The 13,348-nt window shown below is 73.3% G+C and carries 17 protein-coding genes; 8 read left to right on the top strand and 9 right to left on the bottom strand.

All coding sequences use genetic code 11. The features are described 5' to 3' along the window. Positions 1 to 138: 138 nt before the first annotated feature. Complete coding sequence (locus tag O7603_RS26365) at positions 139 to 315, bottom strand: hypothetical protein (RefSeq protein ID WP_281572435.1); 177 nt, start codon at positions 313 to 315, stop codon at positions 139 to 141. A 158-nt stretch (positions 316 to 473) separates the two neighbouring features. Between O7603_RS26365 and O7603_RS26360 the strand changes: the two genes are divergently transcribed. The 3 genes from O7603_RS26360 (at position 474) to O7603_RS26350 (ending at position 3,148) form a co-directional block, all read left to right on the top strand. Further along, the gene (locus tag O7603_RS26360) at positions 474 to 1,361 is read left to right on the top strand and encodes an alpha/beta hydrolase (RefSeq protein WP_281572434.1); all 888 of its coding nucleotides are present in this window, start codon (positions 474 to 476) and stop codon (positions 1,359 to 1,361) included. Positions 1,362 to 1,510: 149 nt separating this feature from the next. Continuing rightward, positions 1,511 to 2,029 (top strand): aminoglycoside adenylyltransferase, encoded by a 519-nt coding sequence (locus O7603_RS26355; protein WP_281572433.1) that lies wholly within the window; start codon positions 1,511 to 1,513, stop codon positions 2,027 to 2,029. Positions 2,030 to 2,179: 150 nt separating this feature from the next. Next, a complete protein-coding gene (locus O7603_RS26350) occupies positions 2,180 to 3,148 on the top strand; it encodes a chlorophyllase (RefSeq protein WP_281572432.1) in 969 nt (322 codons plus the stop codon). A gap of 24 nt (positions 3,149 to 3,172) precedes the next feature. On the opposite strand, the gene O7603_RS26345 is transcribed toward O7603_RS26350, so the two are convergent. The 3 genes from O7603_RS26345 to O7603_RS26335 all read right to left on the bottom strand — a co-directional run bounded on the left by O7603_RS26345 (position 3,173) and on the right by O7603_RS26335 (position 5,870). Next, positions 3,173 to 4,135, bottom strand: coding sequence for a zinc-binding dehydrogenase (locus O7603_RS26345; protein WP_281572431.1), 963 nt, complete (start codon positions 4,133 to 4,135; stop codon positions 3,173 to 3,175). Positions 4,136 to 4,202: 67 nt separating this feature from the next. After that, the gene (locus tag O7603_RS26340) at positions 4,203 to 5,381 is read right to left on the bottom strand and encodes an NADP-dependent malic enzyme (protein ID WP_281572430.1); all 1,179 of its coding nucleotides are present in this window, start codon (positions 5,379 to 5,381) and stop codon (positions 4,203 to 4,205) included. Positions 5,382 to 5,522: 141 nt separating this feature from the next. After that, complete coding sequence (locus O7603_RS26335) at positions 5,523 to 5,870, bottom strand: S24/S26 family peptidase (protein WP_281572429.1); 348 nt, start codon at positions 5,868 to 5,870, stop codon at positions 5,523 to 5,525. 85 nt (positions 5,871 to 5,955) lie between these two features. On the opposite strand from O7603_RS26335, the gene sodN reads away from it, so the two are divergent. From sodN to O7603_RS26320, 3 genes are all read left to right on the top strand, one after another. Next, positions 5,956 to 6,360, top strand: a complete 405-nt coding sequence (sodN, locus tag O7603_RS26330; RefSeq protein WP_281572428.1) for a superoxide dismutase, Ni — start codon at positions 5,956 to 5,958, stop codon at positions 6,358 to 6,360. 65 nt (positions 6,361 to 6,425) lie between these two features. Then, positions 6,426 to 6,881 carry a GNAT family N-acetyltransferase gene (locus O7603_RS26325; protein ID WP_281576815.1) on the top strand — a complete coding sequence of 152 codons (456 nt, stop codon included), beginning with the start codon at positions 6,426 to 6,428 and terminating at the stop codon, positions 6,879 to 6,881. A gap of 32 nt (positions 6,882 to 6,913) precedes the next feature. Beyond that, on the top strand, positions 6,914 to 7,321 hold the full coding sequence (locus tag O7603_RS26320) for an ATP-binding protein (protein WP_281572427.1): 408 nt from the start codon (positions 6,914 to 6,916) through the stop codon (positions 7,319 to 7,321). A gap of 60 nt (positions 7,322 to 7,381) precedes the next feature. Here O7603_RS26320 and O7603_RS26315 read toward each other — a convergent pair whose 3' ends face one another. Further along, positions 7,382 to 7,774, bottom strand: a complete 393-nt coding sequence (locus tag O7603_RS26315; protein WP_281572426.1) for a hypothetical protein — start codon at positions 7,772 to 7,774, stop codon at positions 7,382 to 7,384. Positions 7,775 to 7,817: 43 nt separating this feature from the next. Between O7603_RS26315 and O7603_RS26310 the strand changes: the two genes are divergently transcribed. Together O7603_RS26310 and O7603_RS26305 are read left to right on the top strand one after the other, a co-directional pair. Beyond that, the gene (locus O7603_RS26310) at positions 7,818 to 8,768 is read left to right on the top strand and encodes a diacylglycerol kinase family protein (RefSeq protein ID WP_281572425.1); all 951 of its coding nucleotides are present in this window, start codon (positions 7,818 to 7,820) and stop codon (positions 8,766 to 8,768) included. Between the two features lie 446 nt (positions 8,769 to 9,214). After that, the gene (locus O7603_RS26305) at positions 9,215 to 9,472 is read left to right on the top strand and encodes a WhiB family transcriptional regulator (RefSeq protein WP_007072794.1); all 258 of its coding nucleotides are present in this window, start codon (positions 9,215 to 9,217) and stop codon (positions 9,470 to 9,472) included. 31 nt (positions 9,473 to 9,503) lie between these two features. Here O7603_RS26305 and O7603_RS26300 read toward each other — a convergent pair whose 3' ends face one another. From O7603_RS26300 to O7603_RS26285, 4 genes are read right to left on the bottom strand one after another with little or no spacing between them, the layout of a single operon-like run. Further along, positions 9,504 to 10,400 (bottom strand): CbiX/SirB N-terminal domain-containing protein, encoded by an 897-nt coding sequence (locus O7603_RS26300; protein ID WP_348651090.1) that lies wholly within the window; start codon positions 10,398 to 10,400, stop codon positions 9,504 to 9,506. A gap of 17 nt (positions 10,401 to 10,417) precedes the next feature. Beyond that, a complete protein-coding gene (locus O7603_RS26295) occupies positions 10,418 to 11,179 on the bottom strand; it encodes a phosphoadenylyl-sulfate reductase (RefSeq protein ID WP_281572423.1) in 762 nt (253 codons plus the stop codon). 52 nt (positions 11,180 to 11,231) lie between these two features. Then, on the bottom strand, positions 11,232 to 11,393 hold the full coding sequence (locus O7603_RS26290; protein WP_281572422.1) for a hypothetical protein: 162 nt from the start codon (positions 11,391 to 11,393) through the stop codon (positions 11,232 to 11,234). Beyond that, on the bottom strand, positions 11,390 to 13,102 hold the full coding sequence (locus O7603_RS26285) for a nitrite/sulfite reductase (RefSeq protein WP_281572421.1): 1,713 nt from the start codon (positions 13,100 to 13,102) through the stop codon (positions 11,390 to 11,392). The genes O7603_RS26290 and O7603_RS26285 overlap by 4 nt, the downstream gene beginning before the upstream one ends. Between the last annotated feature and the right edge of the window lie 246 nt (positions 13,103 to 13,348).

The raw sequence follows: 13,348 nt of genomic DNA, 5'->3' as shown, positions 1-13,348 counted from the left end.
CTGTGCAGGTGCCACTTGAAGCTCGCGACGGCCGTCGTGTACGACAGGCCGGCGAGCAGCACGAGCAGGCCGAGCACGGCGGGGCCGCGCCGGATCTCCCGCAACCGGGATCGGAGCCGCCTCGGCTCCTCGACGGACTCAGCCAACCGCGAGCCAGACGGCGAGCGCGAGGAGCACCACGGCGACCACCGCGGCGCCGACGAACATCGGCAGCCGGCCGGCGGTCCCGGTGGGCGCCTCGGCGGCCTCCGGTGTCTGGACGAAGGCGCGGAACGCCTCGGTGTTGCCGCTCGGGTCGGTGTAGTTCTCAGACATGCCGGTGACCCTAGCGAAGCCTGTCGAGCCGGGGTGTCCGGCGTCACCGGCGCCCACGGGTCGGACCCGGCCGGCGGACCGTCTTCCGGCCCGGAAGACGGCGGGACCGAGCCGGACGGTGGGGACGGTACGGGCGGACGGCCACCTACCGTGGAACGGTGGGGGCGAAGCGGCTGGCGGCCGTGCTGGTGACGGCGCTGCTCGCGGGCTGCGCGCCGGCCACCGCGGCGACCGGGGGCCCGGTTCCGGCGCGCCGCGCGCCCGAGGGCACGTACGCCGTCGGCGTGCGTACGTTCACCCTCGATCCCGGCTCGGCGCGCCCCCTGGCGGTGACCGTGTGGTACCCGGCGGAGGGCCGCGCGGTGGCTCCCGGGCGATTCCCGGTGGTGGTCTACAGCCACGGGTTGGACAGCCTGCCGGTGCTGCACTCCGGGTTGACCACCAGATGGGCCGCCGCGGGCTTCGTGGTGGCCGCGCCGGCCTATCCGCACACCCGGCGCGGCGCGGCCCACTTCACCCGGGCCGACGTCCGGCACCAGCCTGCCGACGGCTGGCGGGTGATCCGGCACCTGGTCCGGCTGGACGGCCGTCCGGGCGACCCGCTCGCCGGGCACCTCGACGTGACCCGGTTCGCCGCGGCCGGGCACTCGGCGGGTGGCTTCACCACGGCCGGCATGTTCACCTCCGGTCGCTCGCCGCGGTTGCGCTCCGGCGTGGTCATCGCCGGCGGTGGGCTCGCCGGCAGCTTCGCCGGACCGGCCGCCCCGATGCTCTTCGTGCACGGCACCGCCGACGCGGTGGTGCCGGTGACGGTGGGCCGGGCGGCGTACGACCGCACCCCGGGCCCGGCCGCGTTCCTCAGCCTGCTCGGGCAGGGTCACGGCGAGTACCTGACCCCCGGCCGGCCCGGCTTCGCCCAGGTCCTCGCGACCACCACCGACTTCCTTCGCTGGACCCTGTACGACGACCCGACCGCCGCCCGACGCCTCCCGACCGACGCCCACAACCCCGCCCTGACCCACTACACCGCCCGCCACACCCCCTAACCGGCCTTGCCTCCACCCCCGCCCCGTCGATCATGCAGTTGTGGTGCCTAACGAACCGGATGTAACGGGATGAGCCGGGCACCACAAGTCCATGATCGACGCGGATGGACGGGACGGGCGAAGGCGAGGGGTGGGGCTAGGGTCGCGGCATGGACGGGTTGGCGGGGCGGCAGTTGGCGGCCATCGGCGAGGTGGTCGAGACCGTCAGGGCGGCCGGCATCGACGTCTGGTTGCGTGGCGGTTGGGCGATGGACTTCCACCTCGGCGCGGTGACCCGGCCGCACGTCGACGTCGACTGGTACTGCTGGCGTGCCGAAGCACCACGGCTGAAAGCCCTGCTCAGCGGCCGTGGTTGGCGGGCCGATCCGCGGATGCCGGTCGAGGTGCAGCTCGATCTGCTCCGCGACGAAGTCGAGGTGAGCTTCGCCTACCTGGGCCGGGACGCGGCCGGCCGGGTGACGGTCGGCGCCGGCCCCTGGGAAGGGACACCACTGCCGGTCGGCCTGCTGGACGGCCCGCCCGGCAGGATCGGGCCCCGCACCGCGCCGATGATCGCGGTCGCCGCGCAGATCGAGTTCAAGGAGATGTATCCGGTCTGGATGCCGGAGCGCCCCCGCCGCCCCAAGGACGCGGAGGACCTCAGGCGGCTGCGCGCCTCACTCGCCTGAGCGACGCCAGCGGGGCTCGTCATGATCGCTGACGGCTCAGCGACCCGCCCGGCGGCGTGTCGAGTCGCCCACGCCTCAACGATCAGTCCGTGGCGCCACAGGCGCGGTAAGGGGCCTTCGGCCGCCACCGCGCCGGGCACAATCGAACTCATGTCCCGTCGCCGCACCCCCGCCCTGCTCACCGCCGCCCTGCTCACGGCCGGCCTGGTGGGTTGCTCGGGGCCCGCCCCGGTCGCCGAGCCGCGCAACCCACCGGCGGATCCGCCGAAGAGCGCCACGCCGGCTCCCCGGGTACCCGCCGGCACCGCGCCGGAGAAGAGCTTCGCCGTCGGCGTACGCCAGCTGAAGCTGAACCGCGACGGCGACCGGCCGCTGCCGGTGACCGTCTGGTACCCGGCGGCGGGCCGGGCCGGCGGCGCCCCGGAGCGATCCGCGACCGCGGCCGGCGGCCGGTTCCCGGTGGTGATGTTCAGCCACGGACTGGGTGGCCGCCCGGACGACTACGCGACGCTGCTGACGCGCTGGGCGGCGGCCGGGTTCGTGGTCGCCGCGCCCACGTTCCCGCACACCGCCCGCGGCACAGAGGTCAACGTGCTCGACGTGCTCAACCAGCCGGCCGACGTGTCGTACGCGCTGACCCAGGTGCTCGCGCTCGACGGGAAGGCCGGTGACCCGCTCCGGGGCCACCTGGCCGGCGACCGGGTGGCCGCGGCCGGGCACTCGGCCGGCGGCGTGACCACCATCGGTCTCTTCACGGCGGGGCGCGACGAGCGGCTGGACGCCGGCGTGGTGTTCGCCGGTACGGCACTCGGCGTGGGCACGGGCTTCGCGGGCGCCGCCGCCCCGCAGCTCTTCGTGCACGGCGAGTTGGACGAGGTGGTGGAGTACGCGGCGGGCAAGGCCGCGTACGACGCGGTGCCCTGGCCGAAGGCCATGCTCAGCCTGACCAGGGGCGACCACGGCCGGGCGCTGCTGACCGACGGCGACGCGCTGCGGGTGGTGTCGGACACCACCGTCGAGTTCCTCCGCTGGTCGCTGTACGGCGACGCGGCGGCCAAGCGGCGGATCCCCACCGACGCGGCCCGCGACGGTCTGGCCACCCTCGACAACCACCTCTGACCGCGGGGCGCGTGCCCCTGGCGGTCAGGCCGTGTGGTCGAGCACGATCTTGCCGAAGGCCTCCCCGCCGTGCAGGCGCGCGAACGCCTCGTCGACCTTGCTGAACGGGACCACGCTGTCCACCACGGGGCGCACCTGCCGCTCCGCGCAGAACGCGAGCAGGTCGTACAGCTCGCCCGGGGTGCCCATCGAGGTGCCGAGGATCTCGAGCTGCATGGCGAACACCCGGCGCAGGTTGACCGTCGGAAGGTGCCCGGCGGTCGCCCCGGAGACGACGATCCGGGCCATCGGCGCGGCGGACTTCAGCGAGTGGTCGAAGGTGGCGGCGCCGACCGTCTCGATCACCACGTCCACCCGCTCCGGCAGCCGGGCGCCGGGCTCGACAGCCGTCGCGCCGAGGGCGGCGATCCGGTCCCGCTTCGCGGCGTCCCGGCTGGTCGCGTACACCCGCTTGCCCATCGCCACCGCGAGCGCGACGGCGGCCGTCGCCACCCCGCCGCCGGCGCCCTGCACCAGGACGGCGTCGCCGTCCTCCACCCGCCCCTTTGTGGTGAGCATCCGCCAGGCGGTGAGCCAGGCGGTGGGCAGGCAGGCGGCGTCCGTGAGCGACAACCCCTCGGGCAGCGGCACGAGGTTCGCCCGCGGCACGGCCACCCGCTCGGCGAGGGTGCCCGGGAAGTGCTCGGAGAGGATCGACACCCCGCGCGGGTCACCCGGGGTGGGGACGACCGGGTAGACGACCACCTCGTTGCCGTCCGGGTCCAGGCCGACGGCGTCGCAGCCGAGGATCATCGGCAGCTGCGCCTCGGTGAGGCCGACCCCACGCAGCGACCAGAGGTCGTGGTGGTTCAGCGAACTGGCCCGGACCTGCACGGTCACCCAGTCCGCGTCCGGGTGGACCGGCTCCGGCCGCTCCCCCACGGTGAGCGCGGCGAGCGGGTTGTCGTCGTCGAGACGGGAGGCGAAGGCGGCACGCATGATCGGCACGGTAACAAGCTGAGCGCCCGTTAAGAAGGGCCCTTCCTGTGCGGGTCGCGACAGGAAGGGCCCTCGATCAGGCGCGGGCGACGCCGTCGCGGCGGGCCGCCTCGGCCACCGCCTCGGCCACGGCGGGGGCCACCCGGGGGTCCAGCGGCGACGGGACGATCGCCTCGGCGGTCAGCACCTCGGCGACCACCCCGGCGATGGCGTCCGCGGCGGCCACCTTCATCGTGTCGGTGATCTGGGTGGCGCGCGCGTCCAGCGCGCCACGGAACACGCCCGGGAAGGCGAGCACGTTGTTGATCTGGTTCGGGTAGTCGCTGCGCCCGGTGGCCACGACCGCGACGTGCCGGGCGGCCACCTCCGGGTGCACCTCGGGGGTCGGGTTCGCCAGCGCGAAGACGATGCCGCCGGGCGCCATGCCGGCCACCGCCGCCTCGGGGATCTGCCCGCCGGAGACGCCGATCAGCACGTCCGCGCCGCGCAGCGCCTCGGTGATGTCGCCCGCGCGACCGTCGGCGTTGGTGGTCGCGGCCAGCTCCGCCTTCGTGCCGGTGAGGTCGGTGCGGTGTCGGCCGAGGATGCCCTTGGAGTCGCAGACCACGACCTGGTCGGGGTTCACCCCGCCGGCGACCAGCATCTTCGTCACCGCGACGCCGGCCGCGCCCGCGCCGCTGACCGCGACCCGCAGGTCGCCCAGCTTGCGGTTGAGCAGCGCCGCGGCGTTGCGCAGGGCGGCGAGCACCACGATCGCGGTGCCGTGCTGGTCGTCGTGGAAGACCGGGATGTCCAGCGCGTCGTCGAGCCGGCGCTCCACCTCGAAGCAGCGCGGCGCGCTGATGTCCTCGAGGTTGATGCCGCCGAACGACGGCGCCAGTGCCCGCACGATCGCGACGATCTCGTCCACGTCCTGGGTGTCCAGGCAGACCGGCACCGCGTCCACACCGCCGAACTGCTTGAACAGCACCGCCTTGCCCTCCATCACCGGCAGCGCCGCGCGCGGGCCGATGTTGCCCAACCCGAGTACCGCGGACCCGTCGGTCACCACCGCGACGGTGTGCGACACCCAGGTGTAGTCGGCGGTCAGCGTCGGGTCGGCGGCGATCGCCTCGCACACCCGGGCGACCCCGGGGGTGTACGCGAGGGAGAGGTCCTCGCGGCTGGTGAGCGGGACCGTCGAGGTTACGGCGAGCTTGCCGCCCCGGTGCAGCCGGAAGACGGGATCGGCGGGGTCCACGGTGGACGAAGGCATTGGTGACTCCAGGATCTGTCGAGCAGACGGGGCGGCCGGCTCCGGCCGCGAGGTGTGCGGCGAGCAGGGGCACGCGGTGCGGGGGTCACCCGGGCACGTTTCGAGCATAGTGTCGGAGGTGCCCGCCGGATGTGAGGAGGGTCATAATGCCTTCCGCCGCACCCGGCCGGGGCGGGGCCAGTAGCGCGCCAGCACCCGACCGCGCACGTCGGCCACGCCGTACGCCCGGGAGTCGTCGGTGACCAGGTCGTTGTCGCCGCGCAGCCACCAGCCGCCGTCCTGCGGTCGCACCGCGCGCTTGACCACCAGCAGGTCGGGTCGGGTGCGGAAGACGGCGACCACCACGTCCCCGGGCCGGACGGGGCGCCCGCCGCGCCGCACCAGCACGGCGTCCCCGTGCCGCAGCGTGGGCGCCATGGACGGGCCGGTCACCAGGACCGCGGTCAGCGGCCGGCGCAGCCCGGAAACCTCCGCCGGGTGACGGGTCACGACGGTTTCACCTCCATCCGGTCGGGGAGCCGGTCCAGGAGTAATGTCGTCTTGGATCATCGCAAACTTCCCATGGAGGATCCCGATGCGACTTCCACGCATCCTTGCGCCCCGTGTCACGGCGAGCGCCCACTGCGATCTGCCCTGCGGCGTGTACGACCCGGCCCAGGCCCGGATCGAGGCCGAGTCGGTCAAAATGATCTGCGAGAAGTACCAGGCGAACACCGACCCGGAGTTCCGCACCCGCGCGGTCATCATCAAGGAGCAGCGCGCCGAGCTGGTCAAGCACCACCTCTGGGTGCTCTGGACCGACTACTTCAAGCCCGCCCACTTCGAGAAGTACCCGCAGCTGCACCAGCTCTTCAACGAGGCCACCAAGCTCGCCGGCTCCGGCGGCGTCAAGGGCAGCCTCGACCCGGCCACCGCCGACCAGCTGCTGCAGAAGATCGACGAGATCGCCAAGATCTTCTGGGAGACCAAGAAGGCGTGACGCTCGGGGCTCAGGCACCGACGATCCGGCCGGCACGTCCCGAGGACGTGCCGGCCGTCGTCGCTATGGTGCACGAACTGGCGGCGTACGAACGCGCGCCCGACCAGTGCCACCTCACCCCGGAGCAGCTGACCGCCGCACTGTTCGGCCCGGCGCCGGCCCTGTACGGGCACGTCGCGGTGGACGCCGGCGACGAGCCGATCGGGTTCGCGCTCTGGTTCCTCAACTTCTCCACCTGGGCCGGGGTGCACGGCATCTACCTGGAGGACCTCTACGTCCGCCCGACGGCGCGGGGCACCGGTGCGGGTCGACGGCTGCTGGCCACCCTCGCCGCGATCTGCGTCGAGCGCGGCTACCGCCGGCTCGAGTGGTGGATGATCAACTGGAACCCGGCGGCCGGCTTCTACGCCGCGATCGGCGCCGAGAAGATGGACGAGTGGGTCCCCTACCGGCTCAGCGGCGAGGCGCTGCACGGGCTGGCCCGCCAGGTGGCGGCGGCCCCCACCCGTCCCAGCGCCTGACCGGGTAGAGTCCGCGACCGGGGGGATGAGTGGTGACTCAACTGACCGGCCAGCCGGCCACCGACGACGACGTCGTGCACCTCACCGTGCCCGCCGACGGCGGCTACCTGGGCGTGCTCCGCACCGCCACCGCCGGTCTGGCGGCCCGGTTGCAGTTCGCGCTCGACGAGATCGAGGACCTGCGGATCGCCGTCGACGAGGCCTGCGCGATGCTGCTCGCCATCGCGACGAAGGACGCCGAGCTGGAGTGCCGTTTCTCGGTCACCGAGGACGCCCTGACCGTCGAGGTGACGGTGCCGATCGTCCGGGGCGCCAAGCTCCCCGCCGAGTCGTCGTTCGCCTGGAAGGTGCTCACCGCGCTGACCACGGCGGCGTCCGCCACCGCCACCGACGGGCAGGCGACCATCTCACTGCTCACCCGCCGCTCCTCCGGCTACTGATCCGCGGCGGGCTGCGGCGCGGTCCGGCGGCGGCCACGGCGGGTCCTCCGGCCCGGCGGCTCAGGAGAAGCCGAGCGCCCGGGTGGTGGCCGGGCTCACCAGGAGCGCGCTGACCCCGACGCCGAGCGCCATCAGGGGCACGCCCAGCCAGCCCAGGCCGCCCTGGACCATGTACCAGCCGATCGGCAGCAGCATGAGCTGGAGCACGATCGCCGGGGCGCGCGCCCCGGCGCGGCAACGGGCCAGCGCGCCACCGAGTGCCCAGAGCGCGACCGCCGCGCCGACCGCGAACGCGGTCACCAGCAACGCCGAGGTGAGTCCGGCGGTGGTGTCGGCGGTCAGGTCGGCCCAGACCAGCCAGACGGCGATGAGCGCGACGGCGACCGCCTCGCCGCGCAACAGCCGGACCGCCCAGCGGAGCGTGACGGGAATCGGGTCGGAGTCGATGGTCACGCGCGCCACGATACCCGGGCTACCGGGGGGTACAGTGCCGCCCATGCGGGCCGTCCTGGTGGTCAATCCGAAAGCCACCACCACCAGCGAGCGCAGCCGGGACGTGCTGGTCCGGGCGCTGCGCAGCGAAGTCGACCTTTCCGTGCGGTACACCCGGCGGCGCGGGCACGCCACCGCGCTGGCGCGGGAGGCGGCCGAGGAGGGGGTCGACGTCGTGGTCACCCTCGGTGGCGACGGCACCGTGAACGAGGTGGTCAACGGGCTGATGGCCGCCGAGCCGCCGACCGCCCCCGGCGCCCTCCCCCCGGCCGAGCGGCTGCCCGCGCTGGCCACCGTTCCGGGCGGTTCGACGAACGTCTTCGCGCGGGCGCTGGGCCTGCCCGGGGAGTGGCCCGAGGGCACCAGCATGATCCTGGAAGGGCTGCGGCTGGGCCGCTACCGCACGATCGGGCTCGGCCGCGCCGACGACCGCTATTTCACGTTCTGCGCCGGCTTCGGCCTCGACGCCGCCGTGATCCACCGGGTGGAGCAGGCCCGCCGGAAGGGGCGGGTGTCCAGCCCCGGGCTCTACCTGCGCGCGATCCTGAGCCAGTACTTCTTCGCCTCCGACCGGCGGCACCCGGCGATCAGTCTGGAGCGCCCTGGCGAGGCGGGCCAGGGCGAGCTGGCTTCGGCCATCATCCAGAACACGGCGCCGTGGACCTACCTGGGCGACCGCGAGATCAACCCGAACCCGGAGGCGTCGTTCGACCTGGGCCTGGACGTGCTCGCCTTCCGTCAGCTCCGGGTGCCCAGCACGGCACGGACAGTGACGCAGTTCGTCTCCGGGCACCCCGATCCGCATGGTCGCCAGGTGTTGCGGCTACATGACGTTGCGGAGTTCACGCTGCTGTCGAGCCGTCCGCAGGCGTTCCAACTGGACGGCGACTACCTCGGCGAGCGGGAAAAAGTCAGATTCACATCCGTTCCCGCGGCACTGAGAGTAATCTGCTAGCTCTCGGGTACTGCCCTAGGTCGACGCGGCCGTGACACCGCAACGACGCGGTGGCCGCAACACCGAGGGGCAGGTGCCGGAAATGTCAGCAATGTCACGCGGACTGTACTATATTGATCCTCGACTGTGGTACGCGGGGTAACCGGATCACTCGGAAACCCGGACAAATGGGTTGTGGGCTTGCTCACCGCGCGGAGTTTTTCCGAGCGTCACCCTTGACATTGTGTGAGTTCGTGAAAGTATTCACAAGCGAACTTGAGTTACCGGGACATTGCCTGGATATGCTCGGCACGTTGAGCCGTTCCGGCAGGTCCCCGGTGCCAACAGCCTGCTCACGCAATGCCGAATAGTCGAACGCGAACCGTTACGACCGGCGTTGCGGATGCATATAGGAAAAGCAACAAAGCACGATCTGCCACCCATCCAGAATGAGGAGTGTTGCCGCCATGGACTGGCGTCACCATGCTGTCTGCCGCGACGAGGACCCGGAGCTGTTCTTCCCGATCGGGACGTCCGGACCGGCTCTCCTGCAGGTCGAGCAGGCCAAGGCCGTCTGCCGGCGCTGCTCCGTGACCGACCAGTGCCTGCAGTGGGCGCTCGAGTCGGGTCAGGACGCGGGCGTCTGGGGCGGGATGAGCGAGGAGGAGCGGCGCGCCGTGAAGCGTCGCGGCGGCCTCCGGGTGCTGCGCGCTCACTCCGCCTGACCCACCGACACAGCTGCACGCCCCGCCGGGTTCAACCCGCCGGGGCGTTCTGCTGTCCGGAGCCGGCCGACCGGCCGCTGCGGGCCGCGCGCGACACCAGCCCGAGGCCCGGTCCACCGCTCCGGGCCACCCGCGCCCCAACGGCTGTTGTCAGTGGCCGGGGCAGGCCGCCCGCCAGCGCGGCGTCGACTCTGCGCAGCACGAGATCCGCGAGTTCCGGGGCGTCGGTGAGGGGCGCGGAGACCGCCACCGCACCGGCGGCACGCGCCGCCACCGTCACCGCGTCGTGGAAGAGACCGGGCGCCAGGAAGTACGCCGACACCGCCACCCGGCGGGCACCCTCCGCGCGCAGCCGGGCGACCGCCGCGTCGACCGTCGGCGGGGCGGCCGAGGCGTACGACACCCGGACCGGCACGCCGAGGCGGCTGCCGAGGGCGGCGGCCACCTGACCCACCGAGCCGCGGGCCCGAGGGTCCCGGGTGCCCGCCGCGGCCAGCACCAGCGCGTCGAACGGACCCGGCTCCGCCTCCGCCAACCGCCGCCGCAGGCCGGCCAGCAGACTCCCGTCCACCGCCCCGCCAACCGGACCGAGCACGTCGGTCACCCGTACGGACAGTGACGGCGCCGAGGCTCGGGCCGCGGCGACCGCCGCCGGGATGTCGACCCGACGGTGGTACGCGGCGGTCAACAGCACCGGGACCAGCACCGCCCGCGGATGACCGGCGTCGGCGAGCGCCCGCAGCGCCTCGGCCGGATCCGGATCGGTGTGGTCGAGCCAGCTCGCCGACACCGGGGTGCCCGGGCGGGCCGCCGACACCGCCCGGGCCAGGGCCCCGGTCGCCGCGGCAGCCCGCGGATCACGGCTACCGTGCGCGACCAGGACGACGGGATCGGCGGACGGCCGAGGCGCCGCCGCCCCGCTCACCACCCGCCGGACCGGTCGGGTCAGACGTGCAGTCCGCACTCGGTCTTCTCGAACATCGCCCACCGCCCGGCCCGCGGGTCCTCCCCCGCGGCGGTACGGCGAGTGCACGGCCAGCATCCGATCGAGCCGTAGCCCTGCTTGAACAACTCGTTGACCGGCACGTTCCATCGGGCGACGTAGCCGTCCACGTCGGCCTGCGTCCAGGTCGCGATCGGGTTGACCTTGACCTTTCCACGCCGGGCGTCGAACGCCACCACCGGCGTGTTCGCCCGCGTCGGCGACTCGTCCCGGCGCAGCCCGGCGGCCCACGCGTCGTACCCGGACAGCGCCCGCTCGAGCGGCTCCACCTTGCGCAGCTGGCAGCAGTCGTCCGGGGACTTGTTGAACAGCCGCGGCCCGTACTGCCCGTCCTGCTGGCCCACTGTGAGACGGGGCCGGATCGACCGTACGGTCACCGGCAGCGTCCGGGCGACCTCGTCGCGGACCCGGAGCGTCTCGGGAAAGTGCAGGCCGGTGTCGAGGAAGACCACGTCCACCCCGGGCGCCACCCGGGACACCAGGTGAGCCAGCACCGCGTCGGCCATCGAGCTGGTCACGCAGAGCCGGTCACCGAAGGTCTCCGCCGCCCAGCGGGCGATCTCCAGCGCCGGAACACCTTCCAGCTCCCGGCCGGCCTCCTCGGCCAGCGCACGCAGCTCCTCGGGGCTCCGACCCGGCACACCGGCCGGCTTCGAGCCGCCGATCCCGACCAGGCCCAGACCCGCCGCCGACACGAGACTCACGGGTGCCTCCTCTGGTTCGCGACCGCGGGGCCCGCAAGCTCACTCCTCGCGCTCACCGGGCCACCGCCCGGCTGAGCAGGCCGGTGAACTTCACCGTGAAGACCCGGGCGCAGGCGTGGCACTCCCAGGCGCCGTGGCCCGTCTCGCTCGGCCGCAGGTCCTCTTCGCCGCAGTAGGGGCAGTACAGGGGTGCCGCACGGTTCTCGCTGCTCATCGCAGTTCCTCCTCGTCGACTCTGATCACCCACTGGGCGAACGCCTCGCCCTCGTGCCGGCCGGCCAGGTAGCGGCGGGCCAACCGTTCCACGTACTCCGGAAGCTCCTCGGCCGTGGTCTTCAGGCCGCGCAGCTTGCGGCCGAAGCCCGACGTCTGCCCGGCGGCCATGCCGAGGCCGCCGCCGAGATGCACCTGGAAGCCCTCCACCTGGCGGCCGTCCGGGCCGACCACCAGCTGGCCCTTGAGGCCGATGTCGGCCACCTGCGTCCGGGCGCACGCGTTCGGGCACCCGTTGAGGTGGATCGAGATGTCCGCGTCGAAGTCGCGCAGCCGCTCTTCGAGCCGGGCCACCAGCTCCTCGCCCCGGGCCTTGGTCTCGACGATGGCGAGCTTGCAGTACTCGATGCCGGTGCAGGCCATGGTGCCGCGCCGCCAGGCCGACGGGCGGGCCTCCAGGCCGATCTCCCGCAGCGCGCCGACCAGCGACTCGGTCCGCTCCGGTGCCACGTCCAGCACCAGCAGCTTCTGGTACGGGGTGAGCCGCACCCGGTCGCTGCCGTGCGCCTGGACGACGTCGGCCAGCTTCGCCAGCTGCCCGCCGGAGACCCGGCCGACGACCGGAGCGCCGCCGACGTAGTGCCGGCCGTCCCGCTGCCGGTGCACGCCGATGTGATCGACCGGCTTGTCGGGAAGCTGCGGGGCGGGTCCGTCGAGCAGCGTCCGGCCGAGGTACTCCTTCTCCAGCACCTCCCGGAAGCGCTCGATGCCCCAGTCGGCGAGCAGGAACTTCAGCCGCGCCCGGTGGCGCAGCCGCCGGTAGCCGTAGTCGCGGAAGATGCCGACCACGCCGGCCCAGACGTCCGGCACCTCGGCCAGCGGCACCCAGACGCCCAGCCGCTGGGCCAGCATCGGGTTGGTGGAGAGGCCGCCGCCGACCCAGACGTCGAAGCCGGGGCCGTGCTCGGGGTGGTCGACGCCGAGGAAGGCGATGTCGTTCGCCTCGTACGGGGTGTCCACGAGCCAGGAGATCGACGACTTGAACTTGCGCGGCAGGTTCGAGTACTGCGGGTCGCCCACGTACCGGCGGACGATCTCGTCGATCGCCGGGGTCGGGTCGATCGCCTCCGCCTCGGCCACCCCGGCGACGGGGCTGCCCAGCACGATCCGGGGGCAGTCGCCGCAGGCCTCGGTGGTCTGCAGGCCCACCGACTCCAACCGGCGCCAGATCTCCGGCACGTCCTCGACCCGGACCCAGTGGAGCTGGATGTTCTGCCGGTCGGTGATGTCGGCGGTGCCCCGGGCGAACTCCTCGGAGATCCCGGCGATCGTCCGCAGCTGGGCCAGGGAGAGCTGGCCCCCGTCGACCCGGACCCGGAGCATGAAGAACTCGTCCTCCAGCTCGTGCGGCTCGAGCACGGCCGTACGCCCGCCGTCGATGCCCGCCTTGCGCTGGGTGTAGAGGCCCCACCAACGGAACCGGCCGCGCAGGTCGGCCGGGTCGATGGAGGCGAAGCCGCGGTGGGCGTAGATGTTCTCGATCCGGGCCCGCACGTTGAGCGGGTTGTCGTCCTTCTTGGTCCGCTCGTTCGGGTTGAGCGGCTCACGGTGGCCAAGGGCCCACTGGCCCTCTCCACGAGGGCGCCGCGGTGCCCGGGTGGGGCGTGCCGTCGGGTCGTCGGACCTGGCCGGGATGCTGCTGACCGCCATCGCGGCGTCCTCCGTTGTCTGCGGTGCCGGTGGAGCGCGTACGCGACGGCGGCCCGTCAGTTACGGGCTCAGGACAACGGTGTCAGGAGGGCCGGCGCGGAACGCGCCCGAGACAGAATGATCGGGCGTCGTCAGTAGGCCGGACAGATGGCGCTGCGCACGCGGCCGTAGTCGACGTGGCGACGAGCCACGAAGCGGCGTACGACAGCGGCGGTCATGCTCGTCATGCTGCCACACGCCGAGCAG

The organism is Micromonospora sp. WMMD812 (genome assembly GCF_027497215.1).
Taxonomy (GTDB): domain Bacteria; phylum Actinomycetota; class Actinomycetes; order Mycobacteriales; family Micromonosporaceae; genus Micromonospora.
The sequence above is the reverse complement of the archived record's forward strand: the minus strand, read 5'-3'. Positions and strand labels throughout refer to the sequence as shown.

Bases quoted from the DNA above. Each gene is read 5' to 3' on its own strand.
- O7603_RS26365 (WP_281572435.1), bottom strand. From the start codon at position 315: ATGTCTGAGAACTACACCGACCCGAGCGGCAACACCGAGGCGTTCCGC.
- O7603_RS26355 (WP_281572433.1), top strand. From the start codon at position 1,511: ATGGACGGGTTGGCGGGGCGGCAGTTGGCGGCCATCGGCGAGGTGGTC.
- O7603_RS26350 (WP_281572432.1), top strand. From the start codon at position 2,180: ATGTCCCGTCGCCGCACCCCCGCCCTGCTCACCGCCGCCCTGCTCACG.
- O7603_RS26340 (WP_281572430.1), bottom strand. From the start codon at position 5,381: ATGCCTTCGTCCACCGTGGACCCCGCCGATCCCGTCTTCCGGCTGCAC.
- sodN (WP_281572428.1), top strand. From the start codon at position 5,956: ATGCGACTTCCACGCATCCTTGCGCCCCGTGTCACGGCGAGCGCCCAC.
- O7603_RS26325 (WP_281576815.1), top strand. From the start codon at position 6,426: ATGGTGCACGAACTGGCGGCGTACGAACGCGCGCCCGACCAGTGCCAC.
- O7603_RS26310 (WP_281572425.1), top strand. From the start codon at position 7,818: ATGCGGGCCGTCCTGGTGGTCAATCCGAAAGCCACCACCACCAGCGAG.
- O7603_RS26305 (WP_007072794.1), top strand. From the start codon at position 9,215: ATGGACTGGCGTCACCATGCTGTCTGCCGCGACGAGGACCCGGAGCTG.
- O7603_RS26290 (WP_281572422.1), bottom strand. From the start codon at position 11,393: ATGAGCAGCGAGAACCGTGCGGCACCCCTGTACTGCCCCTACTGCGGC.
- O7603_RS26285 (WP_281572421.1), bottom strand. From the start codon at position 13,102: ATGGCGGTCAGCAGCATCCCGGCCAGGTCCGACGACCCGACGGCACGC.